Source organism: Aquimarina addita, assembly GCF_039539305.1.
Lineage (GTDB): Bacteria > Bacteroidota > Bacteroidia > Flavobacteriales > Flavobacteriaceae > Aquimarina > Aquimarina addita.
Genome location: NZ_BAABCW010000030.1, coordinates 17,314 through 41,705 on the forward strand (window position 1 = coordinate 17,314; position 24,392 = coordinate 41,705).

At 34.3% G+C, this 24,392-nt stretch carries 16 protein-coding genes; 10 read left to right on the forward strand and 6 right to left on the reverse strand.

Annotated features, from left to right (window positions below; translation table 11 throughout):
- Positions 1–58: 58 nt before the first annotated feature.
- Positions 59–1,750 (reverse strand): RagB/SusD family nutrient uptake outer membrane protein, encoded by a 1,692-nt coding sequence (locus ABD816_RS20990; RefSeq protein WP_344930781.1) that lies wholly within the window; start codon positions 1,748–1,750, stop codon positions 59–61.
- Between the two features lie 11 nt (positions 1,751–1,761).
- Entirely contained in the window at positions 1,762–4,728 is a 2,967-nt protein-coding gene (locus ABD816_RS20995) for a SusC/RagA family TonB-linked outer membrane protein (protein ID WP_344930782.1), read from the reverse strand.
- A gap of 397 nt (positions 4,729–5,125) precedes the next feature.
- Here ABD816_RS20995 and ABD816_RS21000 point away from each other — a divergent pair, with 397 nt between their 5' ends.
- The 8 genes from ABD816_RS21000 (at position 5,126) to ABD816_RS21035 (ending at position 19,238) form a co-directional block, all read left to right on the forward strand.
- Complete coding sequence (locus tag ABD816_RS21000; protein ID WP_344930783.1) at positions 5,126–6,148, forward strand: LacI family DNA-binding transcriptional regulator; 1,023 nt, start codon at positions 5,126–5,128, stop codon at positions 6,146–6,148.
- Positions 6,149–6,495: 347 nt separating this feature from the next.
- Positions 6,496–8,367 carry an alpha-amylase family glycosyl hydrolase gene (locus ABD816_RS21005; RefSeq protein WP_344930784.1) on the forward strand — a complete coding sequence of 624 codons (1,872 nt, stop codon included), beginning with the start codon at positions 6,496–6,498 and terminating at the stop codon, positions 8,365–8,367.
- 396 nt (positions 8,368–8,763) lie between these two features.
- Positions 8,764–10,104 (forward strand): MFS transporter, encoded by a 1,341-nt coding sequence (locus ABD816_RS21010; RefSeq protein WP_344930785.1) that lies wholly within the window; start codon positions 8,764–8,766, stop codon positions 10,102–10,104.
- An 11-nt stretch (positions 10,105–10,115) separates the two neighbouring features.
- The gene (gene pgmB, locus ABD816_RS21015; RefSeq protein ID WP_344930787.1) at positions 10,116–10,781 is read left to right on the forward strand and encodes a beta-phosphoglucomutase; all 666 of its coding nucleotides are present in this window, start codon (positions 10,116–10,118) and stop codon (positions 10,779–10,781) included.
- A 248-nt stretch (positions 10,782–11,029) separates the two neighbouring features.
- On the forward strand, positions 11,030–13,336 hold the full coding sequence (locus ABD816_RS21020; RefSeq protein ID WP_344930789.1) for a family 65 glycosyl hydrolase domain-containing protein: 2,307 nt from the start codon (positions 11,030–11,032) through the stop codon (positions 13,334–13,336).
- A gap of 196 nt (positions 13,337–13,532) precedes the next feature.
- A complete protein-coding gene (locus ABD816_RS21025) occupies positions 13,533–15,944 on the forward strand; it encodes a TIM-barrel domain-containing protein (RefSeq protein ID WP_344930790.1) in 2,412 nt (803 codons plus the stop codon).
- Positions 15,945–16,120: 176 nt separating this feature from the next.
- The gene (locus ABD816_RS21030) at positions 16,121–17,752 is read left to right on the forward strand and encodes an alpha-amylase family glycosyl hydrolase (protein WP_425549132.1); all 1,632 of its coding nucleotides are present in this window, start codon (positions 16,121–16,123) and stop codon (positions 17,750–17,752) included.
- A 121-nt stretch (positions 17,753–17,873) separates the two neighbouring features.
- Positions 17,874–19,238 (forward strand): alpha-amylase family glycosyl hydrolase, encoded by a 1,365-nt coding sequence (locus tag ABD816_RS21035; protein WP_344930793.1) that lies wholly within the window; start codon positions 17,874–17,876, stop codon positions 19,236–19,238.
- Positions 19,239–19,321: 83 nt separating this feature from the next.
- Here the strand turns inward: ABD816_RS21035 and ABD816_RS21040 are convergent, their stop codons facing one another.
- The 3 genes from ABD816_RS21040 to ABD816_RS21050 form a co-directional block, all read right to left on the reverse strand.
- Positions 19,322–21,688 carry a hypothetical protein gene (locus ABD816_RS21040; protein WP_344930795.1) on the reverse strand — a complete coding sequence of 789 codons (2,367 nt, stop codon included), beginning with the start codon at positions 21,686–21,688 and terminating at the stop codon, positions 19,322–19,324.
- A 169-nt stretch (positions 21,689–21,857) separates the two neighbouring features.
- Positions 21,858–22,028 carry a hypothetical protein gene (locus ABD816_RS21045; protein ID WP_344930797.1) on the reverse strand — a complete coding sequence of 57 codons (171 nt, stop codon included), beginning with the start codon at positions 22,026–22,028 and terminating at the stop codon, positions 21,858–21,860.
- 26 nt (positions 22,029–22,054) lie between these two features.
- Positions 22,055–22,402: a hypothetical protein gene (locus ABD816_RS21050; RefSeq protein WP_344930799.1), complete on the reverse strand. Its 348-nt coding sequence runs from the start codon at positions 22,400–22,402 to the stop codon at positions 22,055–22,057.
- Between the two features lie 453 nt (positions 22,403–22,855).
- Here ABD816_RS21050 and ABD816_RS21055 point away from each other — a divergent pair, with 453 nt between their 5' ends.
- Entirely contained in the window at positions 22,856–23,098 is a 243-nt protein-coding gene (locus ABD816_RS21055) for a helix-turn-helix domain-containing protein (protein WP_344930801.1), read from the forward strand.
- Positions 23,095–23,523 carry an SMI1/KNR4 family protein gene (locus ABD816_RS21060; protein WP_344930803.1) on the forward strand — a complete coding sequence of 143 codons (429 nt, stop codon included), beginning with the start codon at positions 23,095–23,097 and terminating at the stop codon, positions 23,521–23,523. Before ABD816_RS21055 ends, ABD816_RS21060 begins: the two co-directional genes overlap by 4 nt.
- On the opposite strand, the gene ABD816_RS21065 is transcribed toward ABD816_RS21060, so the two are convergent.
- Positions 23,520–24,188, reverse strand: a complete 669-nt coding sequence (locus tag ABD816_RS21065) for an HNH endonuclease family protein (RefSeq protein ID WP_344930805.1) — start codon at positions 24,186–24,188, stop codon at positions 23,520–23,522. The two genes, ABD816_RS21060 and ABD816_RS21065, sit on opposite strands and share 4 nt — an antisense overlap.
- Positions 24,189–24,392 lie beyond the last annotated feature (204 nt).

The window sequence follows — 24,392 nt, forward strand, 5'->3', positions numbered from 1 at the left end:
AATATTTCCTTTAAAAAGGATATTGTGTGAAATTTTTAATCAATTACATGAAGTACACCTAATACTGATCAGAATTTTGTATCAAATTAGGATTAATGGCTAACTCCTTTGCCGGAATAGGCATGAGGTCTCTAAAACCAGCAGTAGTGGCACCTTGTGGCACATTCCCTTTAAAAGGCCATATACCATTCTCTGTAAACTGATTGAAACGGATTAAATCTGTTCTTCTGTGTGCTTCCCAATATAATTCGCGGGCACGCTCATCCAGTATAAAATCTTCTGTTAGTTCTGCTGTAGTGATATTAAATGAAGAAGAGCCCTCATGAGCACGTTCTCGCAATTGATTGATATATCCTACTGCTACATTCGCATCTCCTGTAGTTCCTTTTAGCGTCGCTTCAGCATACATTAAATAAACATCAGATAAACGAAACATAGGAAAATCAGTATCAGGATGGTTATCAGGATCCGATCCCGTAGTACCATCACTTCTAATGTTACGATATTTACTGATAGCATAGCCATCTGTAAAAGCAGCGATATCTGCAATCTCTTTAGTTTGTCCTGGTGTATATGCAAGTAGTCTTTGATCATTCCATAACTCTTGAAAACCTAGAGATACTGGTTCACCATCTTCTAAAATGATTGTACCATTATCATCACGCTGAAAAACTTCTTCTTGATTAATAGAATTTCCAAAAGTATCAATTAATGCACTGGTAGTGCGTAGACCAAACCATCCTCCATTAATTCCAAAATCTGCTCTGGGATTCATACTACCTAATACAGCTGCGTGTACAATAAAAGTCATACCTCCAAAAGATTGTGTGTTTAAACCATCAAAAGGAATGGTAAAGATAAATTCTGATTCCCCTCCATTAGAATCATTATCCGCTAGAAAAAGATAATTGTAGGGAACATCTGTAGGAATCGTATATCCTGAATTTATAATTTTATTACAAAATGTGATTACGTCATCATACCGATCTCCTGCTCCATATACCTCAGCATTTAAGTATAATTTTGCTAATAACATCCATACCGCACCCTGATCGGCTCTACCATATTGATTTCCTCTTGCACTAGCAATAACACCTTCAATATCTAGTAACTCTGTTTCAATATATTCAAACAAATCGGTACTGGAAATCTGTGGTGGTAAAAAAGCGCCAGCTACATCATCCTCTGTAACAAAAGTAGGCGATCCAAACAGGTCGAGTGCATGCCAATAACTTAAGGCTCTTAAGAATCGGGCCTCTGTTCTATAATCCTCAATTTCATCTGCGTCTGCACCGCTAATACCTCTGGAACTCACTACACTGGATTCGGATTCTCTTAAGAATGCGTTAACGCTCGCTATCTGAAAGAAAATACGGTCATACATGGTTCTTATAAATTCATTACCAGCTGTCCAGGTTTGTGCATGTAAATCCCTGATCGTTCCATCATCCCATCCGATCACAGCCTCATCCGTTGTTAACTCCTGCATCTGCCAATATAATCGCAAATAGTTAGAAAAACCTTCGTCCAAACCATCTAAATCTGCTAAACCAGAAGGACCTCTCTGACCACTCAGTGATAATCCACCATAGAGTTTACCAAGTCCGCCTCTATATGCTTCTAGATTAGTAAAAGTTTGTTCTGTAGTTGCACGATTATCTTCTGGAAGAAGGTTTAAATCATCTTCACAAGAAACCAATCCTATTACTATACTACATAGTATACTAAGATATTTGATGTACTTATACATAATCATTATTTTTAAAATTTTAAATTAACCCCAAAAATCAAAGAAGTCTGTCTGGGATAAAAACTATCATCGATCCCTTCTCTTTGACTGATCACATCTGTTACAAATACTTCTGGATCTATACCACTATAATTTGTGATAGTCCATAGATTATTCGCTGTTACAGAGAAACGCCATTTCATTTTTTGATTGTCTATATTATAGCCTAACGTAATATTATCTAATTTTACAAAATCAGATTTTTCCAGGTAATAATCTGAAAAGAATTGTGCATTCTGAAAATTAGTATTACTAAAATCACTAGTAGTGTTTTGAATAAAATCTCCACTATTATTAAGTGAACTTGCTATATTTCCTAATATTGATTGTGCATTGTTATAGTTATAGCCACCAAAACTTCCTCTCCACGTCATATTAAGGTCAAAAGCCTTATAGGTAAAGGTAGAAGTAAAACCTGCTAAAAAATCCGGAGTCGCCTTTTTTGAAGCGATACGATCTGCCTCAGAAATTTGATTATCTCCATTCACATCCACATAAGCACCCTCAATAGGATTGCCTTCATCATCATAGATCTGTCTGAAAGTAAAAAAGGTAGTAGGATCATATCCTGGTTTCCATATCTGAACCGTATTTCCTACACCTCCACTTATTCCACCTTGAGGCACGAAAAAATCAGGATCATTAGATAAATTTAACTGCTCAATCTCACGTGTACTATAGGTGATATTAAACCCTGCGTTCCAGCTGAAATCTTTTTTATCTATGATCGTTGCATTTAATAAGAACTCTATCCCTTCACTGGTAGTGCTTGCTGCATTTACAGTCAAAAAATCACTGGTATTGGTTCCTGCAGGAACTGGTACTGTAGCAAGTAAATCATCTGTATCTCTTGTATAATATTCTATACTACCAGAAATACGATTTCTCAAAAACCCAAAATCCATTCCTATATTAAACGAAGTGGTCTCTTCCCATTTCAGATCCTCATTGACAGCCTCAATACGGTTCGTTTGGATAAACTGATCCCCAAATTGTACAAATGCGCCTGTATCTGATGGTGTAATTAATGATAAGAATGCATAATTTTCAGAAATTTCCTGTTGACCTGTAATTCCCCATCCTGCTCTTAATTTTAATTGCGACAATACATTAGAATCTTTAAGGAAATTTTCATTATGTAATTTCCATCCTACAGAAGCTCCGGGAAAATATCCAACTCTATTATCCTCAGAAAATCTAGAAGATAAATCTCTACGGATAGAACCAGAAATTAAATATTTATTTGCAATATCAAAACTAGCTCGCCCTAAGTAGCCGATCAATTTATTTGTATTAATTTCTGGACTCAATGCCACGAGCTCTCCATTATTAGTTTCGCTGTTATATTTAGATTCAAAAAAAGATTGATATGAATATCCTGCAGTAATATCAACCGTGGTATTTAATCTATTGATATCCTTTTTATAATTAAAGTAAAAGTCTAATAACTGATTACGATTGATACCGCTATACGTTTTAATATTATCAAATGGTAGTTTATTTATCCCGGTATTAGCAGGTTGAAATTGACGTCCGTTTTTTGCTTCTCCATAATCAAATCCAGTATTTAAGTTAAAACGTAATCCTGGTACATACTTGATTTTATAATCTAATGCTACATTTGTGATACTTCTTGTATTGTCTGAAGTATTTCTATCCTGAAGTAAGATTCCTAAAGGGTTACCAGGTGCATTGACCAATAGATTACCTCCTGCATCTCTCTCTTCAAAAAAGTTAGCCGGATTATTAGGATCATATATAGGGTTGGTAGGATTAAAACTTAATGCTGCGTTAATAGCTTTGTTATTCGCAAATCGATTGAACCCAAAACTATTTTTAGAAGTGACCGTAATTTTAAGATCATTATCTAATAAAAATTGAGTAAGCGCTAAATTCCAGGAACTTCTTCGATATTCATCTGTTCTTAATGCTCCTTGTTGGATATTGGTATTAGAATTTAATCGTAAGATGGTATTCTTAAAACCTTTTGATACAGTTGCATCATAGATAATTCCATATCCATTTTGGAAGATTTCGTCTTGCCAATCGGTGTTTGCATTTCTCAAAAACTGAGATTTTAGATTTCCTGCATTTGCCGGATCACTATCAAAATCAGCTACAAACTGACGATATTCATCTGCACTGAGTACATCAATACCTTCATTATTGAATCCATAAGAACCTTTTACATCCAGTGATAACTCCCACGGCGTATTTTTCCTTCCTTTCTTTGTGTTGATGAGAATAACACCATTAGACCCTCTGGATCCATATATAGCGGTAGCGGCAGCGTCCTTAAGAATTACAAAATCGTTGATTTCATTAGGATTAATCGCATTCAAAGGATTTCTGGTTCCCTGAAGCTCATTACCCTGATCTAAGGGAATTCCATCTACTACGATTAACGGATCACTACTTGCAGAAAGCGATGCTCCTCCCCGAATCCGAATTCTGGAACCTGTGCCGGGAGCTCCACCTGCGGTAGTTACCCTGACACCAGGAGTTTTTGCAGCAATTAGCTGTTCTGGAGATATGATAGCCCCTTGATTAAAGTCTTTTGCAGATACTTTGGCAACCGCAGCAGTTACATCTTTCTTAGATGCCGATCCATACCCTATCAATACCACCTCTTGCAAATTGGAAACACTCGCCTTTAGTGAGATTGTAAGGTCCGTTTCCCCTTTATACGTAACTTCTTTAGGAGTATACCCTATATAAGAAAAGAGAAGTACATCATTCATGGATACTCCTTCTAAAATGAAGTTTCCATCAAAATCGGTTAATGCTCCATTACCCGTATTTTGATTCAAAATATTTACTATTGGTAATGGATCTGATGTGTCACTATCCAATACCTTCCCTTTAATATCATTTTGTGCTACCGCAAAAATGGGTATAAAGCATAATATATATTTTAATTGTTTACATAGTTGTTGCATAATTGTAACATTTAGTTGTTTTAGAGAACATTGCTGTTCTTATATATCAATTAAATAAGGAGTTTACTAATTGATTGTTAACAGGAAATGTCTTTATGCTTTTACCTTTACTTTCTGACATCAAAACTATACAAAAACGTTTTCGTAACCAAGACCTTGATTAACGAAAATGTAACGAAAACGTTTGAATGTTTATAAAAAATACGAATATTGCAAAAAAACAGGGGCTAAAAATAATTATATCGTATATTTTTAGCCAAATTAATAATTAGTTTACAACCTGTCTTATATTCGTACGGAACAGAAGGGTATTCAATTATCATTCTTACAGAAAAGAGCTAAACGTGGAATATCATATATTGAAGATAAAGTTGAACTAATGAAATAAAAAACTATTTTGAGACAAAAAATTACCCTAAAACATATAGCCAAAGAACTGGATATTTCAATTTCTACTGTATCAAAAGCTTTAAAAGGAAATAAAGAAATAAGTGAAGACACGCGCTTAAAAGTAAAGGCTTTTGCCAAACTCTATAATTACAAACCCAATAATATTGCGTTAAGTCTAAAAAATCGAAAGACAAAAACGATCGCTGTAATCATACCAGAAATTTTACATCATTTTTTTGCTAAAGTGATCAGAGGTATCGAACGGGTAGCTAACAAAAATGGGTATCAGGTCATTATATGTTCTTCTAACAACTCATTTGACAGAGAGGTAATTAATTTTGAAATGCTGGCAAGTGGCAGTGCCGATGGTTTTATCTTATCCATTGCCAAAGAAACTCTTCAGAATCAAGATTACCATCATATCACAGAAACAATTAGTCAGGGGATGCCCGTTGTCTTATTTGATAGAGTCGCTGATGGTATTTTCTGTGATAAAATTATTGTGGATGATACGAGAGGTGCTCAGGATGCAGTGATGCACTTATTGGCTCAGGGAAGCCGTCGCATTGTATTACTTACTACAGTGGATTATATTAATGTAGGTAATTTAAGAACACAAGGATACCTCAGAGCATTAAAAGCATATGATCTTGAAATCGATGAAACCTTAATTTTAAAAATAGAAGATGTAGATAATTGTGAAGGCGAAATCTTATCCTTTTTAGAAGAGAAAGAATTTGATGGTATTTTTGCGGTTAATGAGTTATTTGCAGTTTTAGCAACCAAAGCAGTGCGTTTACAGAACAAATCAATTCCTGATGATGTGGCTATCATTGGATTTTCTGATGGACTGCTCTCTAAACACGCTAGTCCTACATTAACTACAGTGAGCCAACATGGAGAACAAATGGGTGAGAAAGCTGCAGAACTCTTAATTCATAAATTAGAAAATCAACAGCAAGGGCTGGAAGAATATAGAACTATTATTATCGATACAGAATTAATTCACAGAGCATCTACAAGGGAATAATATATTATTAATCGTTTGATTCTGAATTTTAAAATATGATATATTGTATGTTTTAAAAAAGTGAGTCAAAATTTTCAATGAATCGGTTTCACCAATCACTCTATCCGGCTACAATTCATTAATCTCCATCTAAGTAGTATTATATCAAAGGCAGCAAGGTCCTCTTATTACTTTAATATCTATGTATAATAGAAATATTACATAATATATTCCTAAACAAAGCTTTAGTTGATTTTCAAATATTCAATAACTTATAAACATTCAATCGTTAGCGTAATTTTCATTAACATATTTTAAGTTTTTTAACTTATAAATTGCGAATTGTTTAATGAAAACAATTACACATTATGAAACTCAACTTTTATCATTTTAAAAAAGTCTGTTACACACTCTTATTTAGTGTAGCAGCAATGACTACAATTTCTGTTCAAGCGCAAGATGAAGATGTCATGCTTCAGGGGTTTGACTGGAACATTTTTTCTAATCTCCCTAATGGGACTTCCTGGTTTGATATCATCAATCAAAACAGTCAGGTCATTAATAGTGCAGGATTTGATATGCTCTGGTTACCTCCCTGTAGTGATTCTGCAGCACCACAAGGATACCTTCCGCGTGAATTATATAATTTTAATAGCGCCTATGGATCTGAAGCTGATCTAAGATCACTAATTGATCAAATGCATCAATTGAATATCAAAGTTATAGGGGATATTGTTATTAATCACAGAGTAGGCACTGCAGATGCAGTAACCTTTACGAATCCAAACTGGCCTACCTTTTTTATTACAGCCGATGACGAAGGAAGGGATTTTGTAGATGGTCCTGTTGATTTTAGCATCAATGGAGATTATTTTCCCGGAGCATTAAAATCAGATGGTTCTAACGGCACCTATGGTCCTGCAAGAGATTTAGATCATTTTAATCCGGCGGTACGTCAGGAAATTATTAACTGGATGAATGTTTTAAAAAATGACTTAGGGTATGACGGTTGGCGTTATGATTTTGTTCATGGATATGATCCAATTTTTAACAAACAATACAATGACGCTACACAACCTTATTTTGCAGTAGGTGAATTATTAGAAAGCGGTCGTTTTCAAACAGAACTATGGGTTGATTTAACACAAAATTCATCCTCTGCTTTTGATTTTAATACCAAGGTGTCACTACAAAATGCTATTCGCTTCAATAATTTCTCATTTTTACGGGATGGCAATGGCAATCCATCAGGAATGATCGGTAACAAACCTAACAAATCAGTTACTTTCTTAGAAAACCATGATACAGGTGCTGCTCAACAATGCTGTGGTGCTGATTATATATTTCCTGGAGGTGAAGTAAATTTAAGAAAAGGATATGCTTACATTCTTACTCATCCGGGAGTACCTATGGTATTTTGGCCTCACTATTTTGATAATGGATCGGGAGTACAAAATGCTATTAATGAATTAATCACTATTAGAAAAGATGTACGGATACACTCAGGCACTACCATGAATATTGTAGAGTCAAGAAATGATTTATACGCAGCATATATAGATGGGCGAAATGGTACGATTGCTATGAAACTAGGACAGGGGGACTGGTCACCTAATGGAGATAATTGGAATCTAAGAACATCCGGAGTAGACTATGCTGTATGGACTCAAGGAGGCACCACTACTGAGCGTACTGATTTTGCAGTATTTGCCAAAAACTTCACGACCACGTATACATGGCAAAATAATCAGGCTACATCCGGTCAATGGCCTGGTATAAATATGGAAAGTATTGGTAACAACTGGTATAAGGCAATGGTACCCGGAGACTGTACTAATATTATTTTTAGTAATAATGGAAATGGACAAACAGCAGACTTAAATGCTTGCAATACAGCTCCATATTATGTGAATGGACAATTTTTTGCAAGCCCTCCAAGTGATTTCCCTGCAAATGCAAGATCATTTGATACTAATAAAGTAACAACCCCTCTTGTCATTTACCCTAATCCTTTTACGAAAACGTTTGAAGTAAGATCTGATGACGTATTAAAAAGTGATGCCTCATTTAAGGTTTTTACGATAAGTGGTCAGTTGATTTATCATAAAATCATTGAAAAAGAACAACAAAATAGTTTTTCAGTATCGTTAGAAGAAAACACAGTAGGAAAAGGAGTCTATTTTTATCGTTTTACAGATGAAAGTGGTATTCTTTCCACGGGAAAATTAATAAAAAACTAATTTTTTTTAAAATAATTTCAACTATTGTTCAATCGGTTGAAATATGAAGATGTTACTGTTTCAGAACTGTAAACACCTGTAAATATTGAGATTCAGAAGTTTTAAGGTTTGGAAAACAGCAACATTTTTAAGTAACTTGCACTCGGGAAAATCAGGGCTTATATACTTTTACTTTCTAACATATAAGTTTTGATAAGATATAACTAACAAAGAACATTAAAGGAGAAACTGTTCTGAGTACGGTACCTTATCATCTAATCATTACCGTATATCTTTATGAATTGAAATGCGCGATAAAAAGCAATGTTTTTATAATAGATACATCAAGGATGAGATCTAAACATTCTTTTACAACCGAACTCAAAGCTTTAAGATATACACATTTAAAAATTACTAATGAACAAACGTAAATTAGGTTTCTGGGAAATATGGAACATGAGTTTCGGTTTTCTAGGTATTCAAATGGGATTTGCTTTACAAAATGCAAATGCTTCCCGTATTTTACAAATTTTTGGTGCTGATATCCATCAATTATCATGGTTCTGGTTAGTAGCTCCAATAACAGGTTTTATAGTACAGCCTATTATCGGGTATTATAGTGATCGAACTTGGACAAAATTAGGTCGTAGAAGACCTTATTTTTTAGCAGGAGCTATTCTTGCATCGATAGGATTACTATTACTACCACAGGCAGATCTGTTTATAGCAATATTACCTGCCCTATGGGTAGGTGCTGGCATGCTAATGTTAATGGATGTATCTTTTAATATTGCCATGGAGCCTTTTAGAGCATTAGTTGCTGATAATTTACCATCAGAACAGCGCACGTGGGGGTTTAGCATTCAGACAGTACTCATAGGTATCGGAGCTGTGATTGGTTCATGGTTACCTTATGTACTGAGTAATTGGTTTGGAATAGCCAATACAGAAGTTATAGGTCGAGTACCCATGCATTTACTGATTTCTTTTGTAGCAGGATCGATTGTTTTGATTGCCAGTATTTTAGTAACAGTAATTACCACAAGAGAATATACACCAGCAGAGTTACAACAATTTGAAATCGCTGAGGAGAAAACTGATGTGATTGAAAAACACGGATCTTTATTGACCATTATACAGGATTTTAAAAGTATGCCATCCACGATGCGTCAATTAAGCTGGGTACAGTTTTTCTCTTGGTTCGGTTTATTTGGAATGTGGGTTTTTGCTACCCCGGCTATTGCACATCATATCTATGGGCTATCTCTGGATGATACCAGTAGCGTTACCTATCAGAATGCGGCCGATTGGGTAGGTGTTATCTATGGTGTCTATAATTTAGTATCAGCAATCATTGCGTTTTTTCTACCAACTATTGCCAAAAAAGTAGGTCGCAAACGTACACATGCGCTGGCATTAATTGCGGGAGGTATTGGTTTGTTATCTATTTATATTGTACCAAACCCAAATTGGTTGATACTCTCTATGATAGGTGTTGGTATAGGTTGGGCAAGTATTCTGGCAATGCCTTATGCAATTCTGGCTGGATCAATACCTGGTAAAAAAATGGGAGTATATATGGGAATTTTCAATATGTTTATTGTCATTCCTCAGATTATCAATGGAATTATTGGTGGTCCTCTTGTAAAATACCTATACAATGGAAATCCAATCTATGCTTTGGTCATTAGTGGTGTATCATTATTAATCGCAGCAGCTTTAGTAGTGCGCGTCCATGATACAGATGACATAATCTAAATACTCATAAAATGACTGATAAAGGATTTATTTTTGATCTCGACGGTGTCGTGGTCGATACTGCCAGATACCATTATAAAGCATGGAATCGTCTGGCAACTCAATTGGGTTTTGTTTTTACCCAGGAACACAATGAACTGTTAAAAGGAGTTTCTCGAAAAAAATCGTTAGATATTCTTCTAAATATTGGAAATATAACCGCTTCAGAAGACCAAAAACAACAATGGATGGAAGCTAAAAATCAAGAGTACTTAGAGTATATTCAGAAAATGACTCCGGATGAAATATTACCCAATGTGCCTTATATATTAAAGCATCTTAAAGAAGAAGGACATCATATTGCTCTTGGATCTGCAAGTAAAAATGCAGTACAAATTTTACAAAAAATCATGTTATTTGATGCTTTTGATGTCATTGTAGATGGTACTCATGTAAGTAAAGCGAAACCAGATCCTGAAGTCTTTTTAAAAGCTGCACAGGAAATGAATATAAGACCAGAAAATTGTGTCGTATTTGAAGATGCTGTAGCTGGAATACAAGCAGCAAAAGCAGCAAATATGTATGCTATTGGTATAGGAAAGAAAGAAGTACTAATAGCAGCAGATGAAGTATTTCCTGATTTTACTACCATGACTCCCCAATTTTTGGGTGCTATCTGGAATGTACCTAAGGTTTAGCTGTAATGTCTTATTGAAATAGATAGAGAAAAAACTACAGGGTATCTGTAGTTGAAACATTCTTCTAACAACTCTCTTGAATGAAAGATTTAGTAGCATTCATTACTTGGTCAATGTGTTCATAGAAATGAAAGAAGTTATGAGAATTGAGTCTTTTTTGAATACAATTATCATGTAAAAAACAAACAAGAACGTATTAAATATTTTTTGTAGTAGTTACTACAGATTAACAATAAAATGTACTGATTATGCATCAGGATTATATACAACCAAATGAATGGTCTATTATTGAAGAAGGGTTTGATCCACATCGGGTAAAATCTTCTGAAAGTCTCTTTAGCATCGGAAATGGTGCTATGGGTCAACGTGCTAATTTTGAAGAAACTTACACAGGCGAAACCTTCCAGGGAAGCTATATTGCGGGTGTTTATTATCCGGACAAAACTCGAGTAGGTTGGTGGAAAAACGGATATCCCGAATATTTTGCAAAAGTGCTAAATGCACCAAACTGGATTGGGATTGATGTAAAAATTAATGGCGAAGTACTGGACTTGCATACCTCCGAAGTAATTCACTTTCGTAGAGAATTAAATATGAAAGAAGGCTGGTATAAAAGAAATTTTACCGCACGCCTCGCCAATGGAGTAGACGTAAAAGTAGAAGCTATTAGAATGCTAAGTTTACAATATGATGAAGTTGGTGCTATTAGATATTCCATTATGCCTGTGAATACATCTGCAGATATTCAGATGACTCCATATATAGATGCTGGTATCACAAATGAAGATTCTAATTGGGATGATACCTTCTGGGAAGTACTGGAAACAAATACGACCATGAATAGTGGTTCCATCACAACCAAAACGATGAAAACTGATTTTCATGTATGTACAGGGATGTATAGCACATGCACTCTGGGGGCAGAGGAAAAACAATGTACTGCCTCAGAACAAATAAACAGAGACAACTATATAGGGCTCACCTATGGATTGACCGTAGACCAGGGAAAAACTTGTACAGTAGAAAAATATGCCGGCTATACTGTTTCTCTGAATCATCAAAAATCTGCTGTAACGGAGGCTAGTAAAAAGGCATTATTTGAGGCAAGTCAGCTTGGGTTTGACCAATTAATAAAAACACAAGCAGAAACGTGGGCAAGCATATGGAATATGGCAGATATTACTATTACTGGTGATGTGAAAGCACAGCAAGGAATACGTTTTAACATTTTCCAATTGAATCAAACATATTCAGGAAAAGATACACGACTCAATATTGGGCCAAAAGGATTTACCGGTGAAAAATATGGAGGAAGTACCTATTGGGATACTGAAGCATATTGTCTGCCTTTTTATATGGTTACCAAGAACCCTGAAGTAGCACGAAATCTATTGACCTATCGATATCATCAATTAGATAAAGCTATAGCAAATGCTAAAAAACTTGGATTTACGAATGGCGCTGCCTTATATCCTATGGTTACAATGAATGGAGAAGAATGTCATAATGAATGGGAAATTACATTCGAAGAAATTCATAGGAATGGTGCCATGATTTTTGCCATCTACAATTATGTTCGTTATACCGGCGATTATAGTTATATCCCAGAGAAAGGATTAGAGGTAATGATTGCAGTTGCAAGATTCTGGCATCAACGTGCTACGTTTTCAGAAGAAAAAAATAAATATGTCATTCTGGGTGTTACGGGTCCTAATGAATATGAGAATAATATTAACAATAATTATTACACCAATTATTTAGCAAAATGGTGTATTGAATATTGCATAGAACAAATTCATAAAGTAAAAGCGTCCTACTTAACAGCGTATACACGTATCTGGGATACCACAAAATTGACCGAAGAGGAATGTATTGCATGGCAAAAAGTAGCATCCGCCATGTATTTCCCATATTCTGAGAAATACCAAGTGTATCTGCAACAAGATGGATTTTTAGACAAAGAATTAACTAAGGTATCAGAGTTGCCAGATGATCAACTCCCAATTAATCAGCATTGGAGCTGGGATCGTATTTTACGTTCTCCATACATTAAACAAGCAGATGTGCTTCAGGGAATTTACATGTTTGAAGATCGTTTTACGCAAAAGGAAATTGAAAAGCACTTTGATTTTTATGAACCTTTAACCGTTCATGAATCTTCCTTATCTCCATGCGTACATAGTATTATTGCTTCAAAGCTAGATAGGATTGCAGAAGCCTATACATTTTATGTAAGAACTTCAAGGTTAGACTTAGATGATTACAATAAAGAGGTTGAAGAAGGGTGTCATATCACTAGTATGGCAGGTACCTGGATGAGTATTGTAGAAGGGTTTGCAGGAATGCGTATAACCAATGACACCTTATCTTTTACTCCCAGAATTCCTGAGCAATGGGGTGAATATTCTTTTAAAGTGAACTTTAGAGAACGTATTTTAAAAATTAGCGTTGTCCCAGATGGCGTTACTATTGTATTAGAAAAAGGACAAGCCTTAGCAATTCAAATCAATGGAGTCTTACAAACTATCGAAAAATCCGAAGTAAATTATGTGTGAAAATGGACTAACCCTACTCAGGGGTACAGAGCACCAGACCATTTACTACAAGAACCAAGAAAAAAGATTCCTTTTATCCTGATTCTGCAAGCTATACCCGAGGCTTTGCCTCGGGAGCTCTATGGATTAAAACATAAACGCTTTTATAAATCATTGCAATTACAGTATGTATCTAACGGTTTTTAATATCTATCTAGTGAACATAGCACCCCATACAAAAGGTACCATGTTCAGTTGTATACTTTTGATACTGTGTACGGTTTTTAATACACTTGGCCAACAAAACATTAGATCTTATAAAAGTTTTAAAAAATATGATACCCATACTGAAATATCAGTTTCAGATGGAATATACCTAATTCGCCCCTTGACTAATAAGATTATAGAAACTCAGTTTCTTCCTACAGGAGAAAAAAAGGAACATCAATCCCATATAGAACAAAAAGAGTTTCAGCCCTTGGCAATAGTACTAACAGAAACTAAAAATCAACTAAAACTAAATACAAAAGGTATACGGGCAGTCATACAAAAGCAACCTTTTCAGATCCAGTATTATTTTAAAGATCGGTTTCTTATTAGTGAAAAAAATGGTTTTCAACAAGTAGAAGAGATGCAACGGATTGATTTTACTGTAACCACTGATGAAGTATTTTATGGTGGCGGTGCAAGAGCTTTACCAATGAATCGGAGAGGGTATAAATTACCAATGTATAACAAAGCACATTATGGATATGAGACAGAGGCAACACTACTTAATTATACAATACCTATCATTCTTTCATCTCATAAATATCTATTGCATTTTGATACTGCTCAAAAAGGAATTTTAGATATAGATAGTACTCAGGATAATACTATATTTTATGAGGCTATAGGAGGAGTGGGTACCTATCAAGTTGTTGCAGGGAATTCATGGGAAACGATTCTCCAAAGCTATACGGCCATAACAGGAAGACAAGAAATGCCACCTATGTGGGCTTTTGGCAATTTTGCAAGTAGATTTGGTTATCATACACAACAAGAGGTAGAAGCTATCGTACAACAATTCCAAGAGGATGAAATTCCACTTGATGCCGTCGTATTAGATATTTTTTGGTTTGGTAAAAACATAAAAGGACATATGGGGAATTTAGCATTTGACACCGAAGCTTTCCCCTCCCCTTTTCATATGATTGAAACCTTTAAAAAACAAGGTATCAAAACCGTATTAGTGACAGAACCTTTTGTACTAACTACTTCTAAAAGATGGCAAGATGCACTGGAGCAAAAAGTACTGGCAACTGACACCTTGGGTGTTCCATATATATTCGATTTTTATTTTGGAAATACAGGGTTAATAGATATTTTTAAACCTGATGCAAAAGCTTGGTTTTGGAATATTTATAAAGATTTGACACAAAAAGGAGTCGCAGGCTGGTGGTGCGATCTGGGAGAACCAGAAGTGCATCCATCTGATCTTACCCATGTCAATGGCATGGCAGATGAAGTGCATAATATATATGGTCATGAGTGGGCAAAAATGTTATATAATGGGTATCAAAACAGTTTTCCAGAACAACGGATATTTAATTTAATGCGTTCCGGATATTCTGGTTCTCAAAGATATGGATCAATTCCGTGGTCGGGAGACGTCAATCGTAGTTGGGGTGGTTTGCAAGCACAACCAAAAATAGCACTGCAAATGGGTATGCAAGGATTAGGATATATGCACTCAGACTTAGGAGGTTTTGCAGGAGGTGAAACCTTTGACCCTCAATTATATATCCGATGGTTACAATATGGAGTATTTCAACCCATATTCAGACCTCATGGGCAAGAACATATCGCTTCAGAACCCATATATCATAGTGAAATCACTAAAAGATTAGCAAAAAAATCAATCGATTTACGTTACAGCTTGTTGCCTTACAATTATACTTTAGCCTTTATAAATACTCAGACAGGAATGCCATTGATGCGACCATTGCTTTTTGAAGAAAATACAGTACCCGCGCAAACCCATCACGAAGGCTATTTCTGGGGGACTAATTTTTGGATACATCCAGTATTGCATCCCAATCGCCAAAAAGAATCTGTATACTTACCTAAGGGAAATTCTTGGTATAGCTTTACAAATGATGTTCTGTATGAAGGAGGAAAATGGCATGATATCTCTATCGAAAAAGATCATATTCCGGTTTTTGTAAAATCAGGATCATTTATTCCCAGAGTCTCTAATCTTGCCACTACAGAAAATTATGATTTAAGTACTCTGCAATTACATTATTATATGAGTGATACTTTAGCTCAAAATACAGAAATGTTATATTTTGATGATGGAAAATTATCCAAAGCATATCAAAATGGAAACTATCAAAAACTTTTTTTTAATTCAAAAAGGAAAAGTAATCAACTCTATATTGATATTACAAAAGAAGTAGGTGATTTTTTTGAATCTCTTGCAACCCAACTTCAATTAATTATACATGGTTTTGATAAAAAAATCAATACAATTAATATGAGTGGAAAACAACTTGATTATCATCAACAAATATCAAAAAAAACAATACGATTGCATCTTACAATAGAAGCTACAGAAGTTTCTAAACACATAAAGATTGAATTTTAAAATGACAATAAATGAAAAAAAGTGTATATATTTTTGGGAAACCCTATTTTAAAAAGGACCCTTCTGCATACGACATAGCGATAGCTTTTAGTAAGATCGCAAGTAAAAAATGGGATACACGTTTAAAAACCTGTCATAAAAGTATGTTCAGTTTTATCTTATGGGGGCTTTTATGTATGAGTTGTACAAATACTACTACAACTAAAAAAAATATAGATCCTACGACCGCAACAAAAGATGTTTCTCAAAAATTTGAGTGGAAAGCAGCAACTGTATATTTTTTACTCACGGATCGATTTTATAATGGAGATAAGGAAAATGATCTTAATTTTAAGCGAGATCAGGAAACTGATGTACTCCGTGGTTTTGAAGGAGGAGATATTAAAGGGGTTACAAAAAAGATACAAGAAGGCTATTTTTCAGATTTAGGTATACATGCTATTTGGCTTACTCCGGTTGTGGAACAAGTACACGGAGTAGTGGATGAAGGCACAGGAGCAACCTATGGATATCACGGGTATTGGACTAAAGACTGGACGGCATTAGATCCTAATTTTGGAACAAAAAAGGATTTAAAAGAAATGGTAGATGCTGCACATGCCAAAGGAATTCGTGTTTTACTGGATGCTGTCATCAATCATACAGGACCTGTAACGGCTTCCGATCCTATCTGGACAAATTGGGTGCGTCAGGGTGCTATATGTGATTTTAAAAATTATGAAGGCAACACTTCTTGTGATTTAGTTGCCAATTTACCAGATATTATAACCAATAGTGATCAGGAAGTAGAATTACCAGAACATTTGGTGAAAAAATGGAAAGATGAAGGACGCTATGAGGAAGAAGTTGCAGCATTAGATCTATTTTTTAAGACATCCGGTTTACCAAAAGCACCACGATTTTATATTATGAAGTGGTTGTCTGATTACATTACTGATTTTGGAATCGATGGATATCGATGTGATACTGTAAAACATACAGAACCAGATATCTGGAAAGAATTCAGTACAATTTGCGATGCTGCTTTTTTACAATGGAAACAAGAAAATCCTACAAAAGTAATTGATGATACTGAATTCTATCTGGTGGGAGAAGTATATCATTATAATGCTAGTAATGGTATACAATATGATTATGGAGATAAAAAAGTAGATTATTCTAAATATGGCTTTGATGCGCTCATAAATTTTGATCTAAAGAATCAAAAAAATGGTACGTATCAAACAGTTTTTGAAAAATATGATACATTCTTTCAAAATGAATTTAAAGAATTTAGCTTATTGAATTATATGAGTTCACATGATGACATGGAACCTTTTGATCCGAAAAGAATCAATCCTTATCAAACTGCAACAAAATTATTATTGTGTCCGGGAGCTGCCCAGATTTATTATGGAGACGAAGTAGGGCGTTCTTTAATCATTCCGGAAACACAAGGTGATGCCACACTGAGGTCTATAATGGATTGGGAGGCAATCACTACGAATTTTGAAAAACAAAAACTACTAACCCATTGGCAAAAATTAGGAAGCTTTAGACATAAACACAACGCTATAGGAGCTGGTAACCATTTTCATATTCAGGATACTCCTTATGTATTTGCACGCACTCGCACTGAGCAAAATTATAAAGACACCGTGATCATTGGCTTAGAATTTTCAAAAGGACAGAAAAAAATTCCTGTAAACCATTTTTTTGAAGAAGGAGATACTGTGATAGATACATACTCTGGTACAAAGGCGATTGTTACCAATAATGAAATACTGCTTCATACACCCTTTGATATTGTATTATTAGAGAAAGAATAAGTATTCTAAATGCATCTTCTACAAAAAAATTATTGTAGCGGGCAAACAGCCATTTACGTTCTAAAATAACACATATACTTTTCAATAGAGCGAGCTTATAAATAGTAAATCTAACAAAATTATGATACAACAATTTTTAATCACAATACTAGTAATCATAGGTATCTGTAGCTGTAATACGAATACTAAAACAGAAAAAGCTACGCCTATTGTAAAGAAGCAACAACCAGAAATCGATATTGCTTCTGCGGTTATTTATGAAGTCAATATTCGTCAATACTCACCAGAAGGCACCTTCAAAAAATTTACTGATGACATTCCAAAATTAAAAGAACTAGGTGTCAAGGTATTATGGCTGATGCCTATTTATCCGATTTCTAAAACTAAAAGTAAAGGAACATTGGGTAGTTATTATGCAGTTTCTAATTATAAGGCTGTAAACCCTGAATTTGGAACTGAAAATGACCTGAAAGAACTAATTAAGACAGCAAAATCCTCTGGGATGTATGTAATTCTGGACTGGGTTGCTAATCATACGGGTTGGGATCATCATTGGATCAAAGAGCATCCTGAATACTACACGAAAGATGCTAATGATAATATCACCCATACTCCAGATACTGATTGGACTGATGTAGCAGATCTGAATTATGATAATAAAGGCCTGAGAACAGCCATGTTTGAAGCGATGCAATATTGGGTAAAAAACTATGACATAGATGGTTTTAGATGTGATGTTGCTGGTATGGTACCTACAGATTTCTGGAAATCTACGATCTCAAACTTACGTAAAGAAAAGCCCTTGTTTATGCTGGCAGAAGCCTGGGAACCTGAGTTACAAGAAGCAGGGTTTGATATGGGATATAGTTGGGATACACACCATCTATTCAATGAAATTGCGCAATCAAAAAAAACAACTACCGATTTAAAAAAGCATCTCAAGAATTTAGATACCCTCTATAATGGAGATCATATTGTTATGAATTTTATTACAAATCACGATGAAAACTCATGGAATGGAACTGTGACTGAACGTATGGGGGATGCTGCTACGACTATGTTAGCTCTTGCTTATTTTGTAGACGGAATGCCTCTAATTTATAGCGGACAAGAATATGGACTAAACAAGCGATTACGCTTTTTTGAGAAAGATACCATTCCAAAAATAAAAGGAGATACCTGGAAACTATTGGCATCTTTATCAAAAATTAAAAACGAAAATAAAGCATTACATATTACAAATACTACATCTAATCTCACCATACTGGATGATAACGCTTATAGTTCTGTATTAACATTACAACGTACTACTGATTCCAACGAAATTATTTATATCAGTAATTTATCTAAAAAACCAGTGTCGATCACTCCTGCTTTTCAGGGAACATTTCTCAATGCTTTTACTGATAAAGAAATGGTGATTAAAAAAGATACTGTGTTACAGTTGAGTCCCTGGCAATATTATATACTGATAAAAAAAACCTGAATAGTTAAGGGAAAGATAATGTAGTTATAAAATTACATCATAGCTATTTAGCAATAGTATACTAAAGCTTTATAATGTTAATTCTATTCGTTCAACATATTATGGAATAAATTTGCCAGCCTAATTTCAATAAATTTTATAATATCTACTTCTGATTTTTCATTTGTATACATTTCATAGATTCTAGAAGTAAAACGTTTTTTTAATTTTTTGAGTTCACCTTCTGGATTCTCCATATCTTCTAATTGTAGGTCCCAAGCTATTAAAGATTTCAATAATTTAGAATGTGCTTCATTTCGCTTTTCTAGAATTGATTGTTTTTTTAGATCTTCAAGATCTTTTTTGTCAGCACTATTTATTTTTCCCGTGAGCAAAACATATTCATACTTGATTTCCCTATCAATTTCTTTGGCTTCTACTACTAGTTTTCTATAGGCCATGAATAGTTTTTCGTTATAAAACTCTGCAAAATCAAAATAGCCATCCAGTTCTTTTAAATATGCAATACCAATCTCTTTATATACTTTCTTATCTTTTGATTCTGTCTCTTTAAGTTGCTCCGCCAGTTTATTCAATCTTCGTTCTTCTCCTTTAATAACGTGAGCAAAACCTTCTTTTTCAGGGAGTGCTAATAACACTGGAGTGATTTCAATAGGTAAACCTTCTAAATCATATTTTCTATATCGTATACGGATGGAGTCATTTTCTATTTTATCTTTCTTTTTTAATTTAATTTTAGGCTTTTTCAATCCAAAAGCATAGTTGTATGCAAAAGTTGCAGTAAATTCATTCAAATTACCGTTACTACCTCCACTTCTAAACAGTTGAATCGCATTGAGACTAAAATTATGATTCTCTAGTAAAGTATAACTGGCAGATCCTCTTAGATTAGTCACCTGGGTTATAGCAGCAGCACTATTAGCATTATTATAACCTGCAGATATTCTTGTGCTAAGAGTTTTATCAAAATAGTATTTACCAATACCTAGCGTAGGTCCCCAGGTAGTAGATTCTTCTCTCCCTATTGTATTATAAGTACCATTGATTGCTGTACTTATACTAAGGTTACGTTCTGCAAAATTGATACTGTGGCCTACATTAAGATTGTGAAATGTAGAAGCATCTCCTATCCTGACAATTCCTCCTTGTTCATTTGCCACATCATTAAGTGCATAGTTAATGCTGAGATTCTGTCGGGATGTTTCCTTGTTAGAAAGGATATAATTAATATTCGCATTAGCGCTTTGGGATAATTGCCTAAAATCTAAATTTTCTAATTCTTCATCCAATAAATCTCCATCGTTAATCTCATCAAACTGATTAGGTTTAATATTGGTAAATGTAGAAAAATTAGAGTAAGCGCCACTAATGGTCAGTCGCTCAGACAATGTCAACGTAGCATTTACAGAACCTACAGTTCTGTTTGTATTATTAGCTTTCAAGTTATCTAAATCATCTCTTTGATACCCCACATTAATGGCAAGAGCAAGTTTATCCTTAAAAAAAGAGTTAGAGGCATCCAGCGTAATATTTTCAAAATCATTATTAAAGTAATAAGCACCTAGCGTTTCATAACCCGGATCGATTCGTTCATATCCAATCCCTACATTGACTCTACCAATACTGTAACCAAGTCTGGTTCTTAAAGCATTATAATACTCTGTAGAAGCACGGTTTTTAAAAATACCTGTCAACGGAGAGATTTCAGTATTTTCCAATTCTTCTGCTCTTAAATCTTTAGTAATCGCAGTTGCTGCATATTCTGCCTGTAAATTAAAACTGCTACCTAGTTTAACTTCGCCTTCTGCACTTACTACCAGGTTTTCTTGTGGCAATACATTCTTTACTTCGGGGATTGAATCAATAGAGTTGATATCATCTTTAGCATAAAAACCAATGACGCCTATTTTGTATCGCTCTTTTTCAAAACTTGTTTTGACCCCATACCCCATTCTATTATAAGCAGGAACCGTTCTGGCATCTCCATCATCATTCGTTGCCTTTAATAAACGTCCTGTCATGGCACTAATCTTAAAAGAACCAAGTGGAGTGAGATCTACTCCTGCTCCCGTAAATTGATGACCGCTTAATGTATAGGGTGAGAAAGTCATATTTACCTGACCAATATGACCCGTGATCCATTTATATTTAGGGTGTAGGCTAATTCTGTTAAAATCAAAAGGTAATTGATATCCTAAATCCTCTCCCTGATTAGAAAAGCTATAGGATACGGGAATAGAGAAACTATAAATGTTAACATTGAGTGCTCCTTGCAAAAAATAGGTAAATGGTTCCCTACTCTCATTCTGATTAGAGTTATAATAGACTCCACTAGCAGATACTTGCCCGCTTACCTTGATCGGTTTACTTGTTGTAATGGATTCATAATCCAGTGTCTGACCGAAAGTAAGTAGGGGAAATAATAAAATAAAGCGTACTAGTCTTCTCAAATACGCTGCGTTAGTAGGTTCATATAAAACTATTTATGGGGTAAACAGGCTAAATAATTCATTGTAAATTATTTGGCGGTGCAAATTAACAAAATATTAAGTAACCAACAAAGAGAAAATTCTCTATTTTTTTCAAAAAAACAACTTTAACAAAAAGGGAATTTCTTAATCAATTTAAAGAGTCTGAATAGAAAAAGTTTTTGGTGTTTTTAGGCAGTACTTTTTTTGTAAAGGCAAGTACTTTTTTAGAACGAGACAATACTTTATAATCGCCTTGAGTATCTTTAATGATTTTTAGAAGTTGATTTCCCAGCGCATCATTACTCTCATCCATTTTCATAGTGAAACCTTCTGGAGTGACCTTACTTATAGTACTTCACTAAAATTAGAATCCATAGAGTGGATGATCGCATCTGCCATCAACACAATTTTACTGGCTTCGATATCAATCTTAAATAAGATTTTATTACCTATACTAACAGCTCCATCTGTAGCGACTTTAAGTCCTTTAGTCATTAGTTTTGCTACAGGTGCAGCAAACTTTTTCCCTCGTTTGATCACAAATTCTAATGGGTCGGTAGCCCATCTTAATACGGTAAGAAACTCCTTTGCGACTCCTGCTTCTACGGTAGCTCCGCCTGATAAAACGCCTACTACAATCTCAAAAGCAATATTACCAGCAAAATAATAGACTCCCGTGAGGTTATAATCCATTATTTTATTCTTTTGATACTCCCAGCCTTTCTCAACTATTACGTCCAGAGTATTAACAAAATGGATATGCAGTTCAGAAAATTTATGTATTCTTTTAATGGATTAACCACTAAGTATCAACAAAATTATTTAAATTGGTTCTTAGTTCTTTAAAAGATAAAGTACTTAACTAATAAAATAACAACAGTCGCTACAATGGCTTTTGTATCGAATAGTACTAGGTATAAGTATAAACAACAATTATTTATTATATTAATTAAAACTTAGTTATCTTTTCGTATTTTATTTTCTCCTAAAAGGGTTGTAAATTCGCTAAATACTAGAAAACAGGGCTAAAAAAAGCCTTTTAAGGTTAGTATTATGGAGACTTTTGGTGAAAAATTGGCAAAACTCAGGAAAGAGCAAAAATTATCACAAACAGAGTTAGCTAAGAGATTAAACACATGAGTTAGTGTGATTTCTCGTTATGAACGTGATGAGATGATACCTAGTATCGATACTGCTAAGAAAATAGCTAATTTATTAGATACTTCTGTAGGATATTTATTAGGAGAAAATGAGGAAGCTGACCTTTTTAAAAACCCTGAGATGCTTAAACGCTTTAAGGACATTCTTTCTTTTCCTAAAGATAAACAAGAACATATCTTGTTTGCTATTGATGCGATGATTAAAAGTACTAAGCTAGAAAACATATGAAAAATATCTTCTCAACTTTAGTTCTGGAACAAGACCCTAGTTATGTTGAAAAACTGGAAAAAAAATATGATATTGAACTCCCACCTGTATTTAAAGCCTTTGTGCAGACTTTTAAATTTGGTGAATTCGAACCAACTTCTCAACATGATGTAATTCATAAAGATGAAAAAATTGGTTATGATGGATTCAATACTTCTTTAGAAAGAAGCATAGAAGTCTATAATTCTCAAGGTGAATTTTATACAAAACCAAAGCTATTACCAATAATCATATCAGGTTTTTATCATCAAGGTATTTGCCTAGATTTAAAGAAAAAACCTGATCAAATATTGCTAATGAAAGATCATAATGATCTCGTATTAGTTGCTAATAATATATTAGAGTTTATATCTCAATTACAAGAGGTTCACTGGAACGATTTTTAAAAACCTAAGAACTCAAATACTCCCAAGACTCCATGTTTATCAAGAGAGTTTCCTCCAGAATGGTTAAAACCTCCTAATGCTCCTGTATGTATATTGCTCTGGACTGGTAATATAGTTTTTCCATCCTGAAAGTGATGCCAAGTATATTTCTCCCAGACACCTTCAGCATTTCTTAACTCAAATTGTGGAGTCCTACCATTCCATCTATAGTCCCCTTTTTGATAAAAACCTTCCGAGTTTTTCCCAAAACTTTTATCTATACCGATGTCTTCTAGTAGTTTATTGTTTGCTTCTTCGAAATGATTATCGTATTTACTAAAATCTAGACCTTCTTCGACCACATATTTATACTTTCCAGTCTGACCATTAGACAGCTTTATATCAGGGCAATATTTCGTTTTATGAAACTCTGGAAAACCGTATTTAAATATCATGTCAACATTTTCGGTTTTAGAAACTACCGTTTTTACCCCATCTACATATTTTACCCCATTAACCTTTACGGATTTAGATGCAGTGAAATTAAAATCTGTTTTTCCAAATGGGCTTGGTGTATTAATGTAAAATTCATCATAAAATTTATTGAGATTCTCTATTTTTACTTTATCTAACTCATCCAGTTTAGACAAAAGTTTACTATCCAAACTTTCATCAAGACTATTCACAAGGTTTTTTACATTTGGAAAATCACCTAATTTATCAAGTTTAGCTAATATTTTGAGTTTACCCCCAGCATTATTGATGTCTTACATTAAAGAACTTTGATTTTTATAAGTAATCCATAATTCATCGTAATTAGTAAAATTAGTTAACTCTTCATTTTCGAATTTAAAATCTAAAAAATCCAAAAAATCATCTTCCAAACTTGG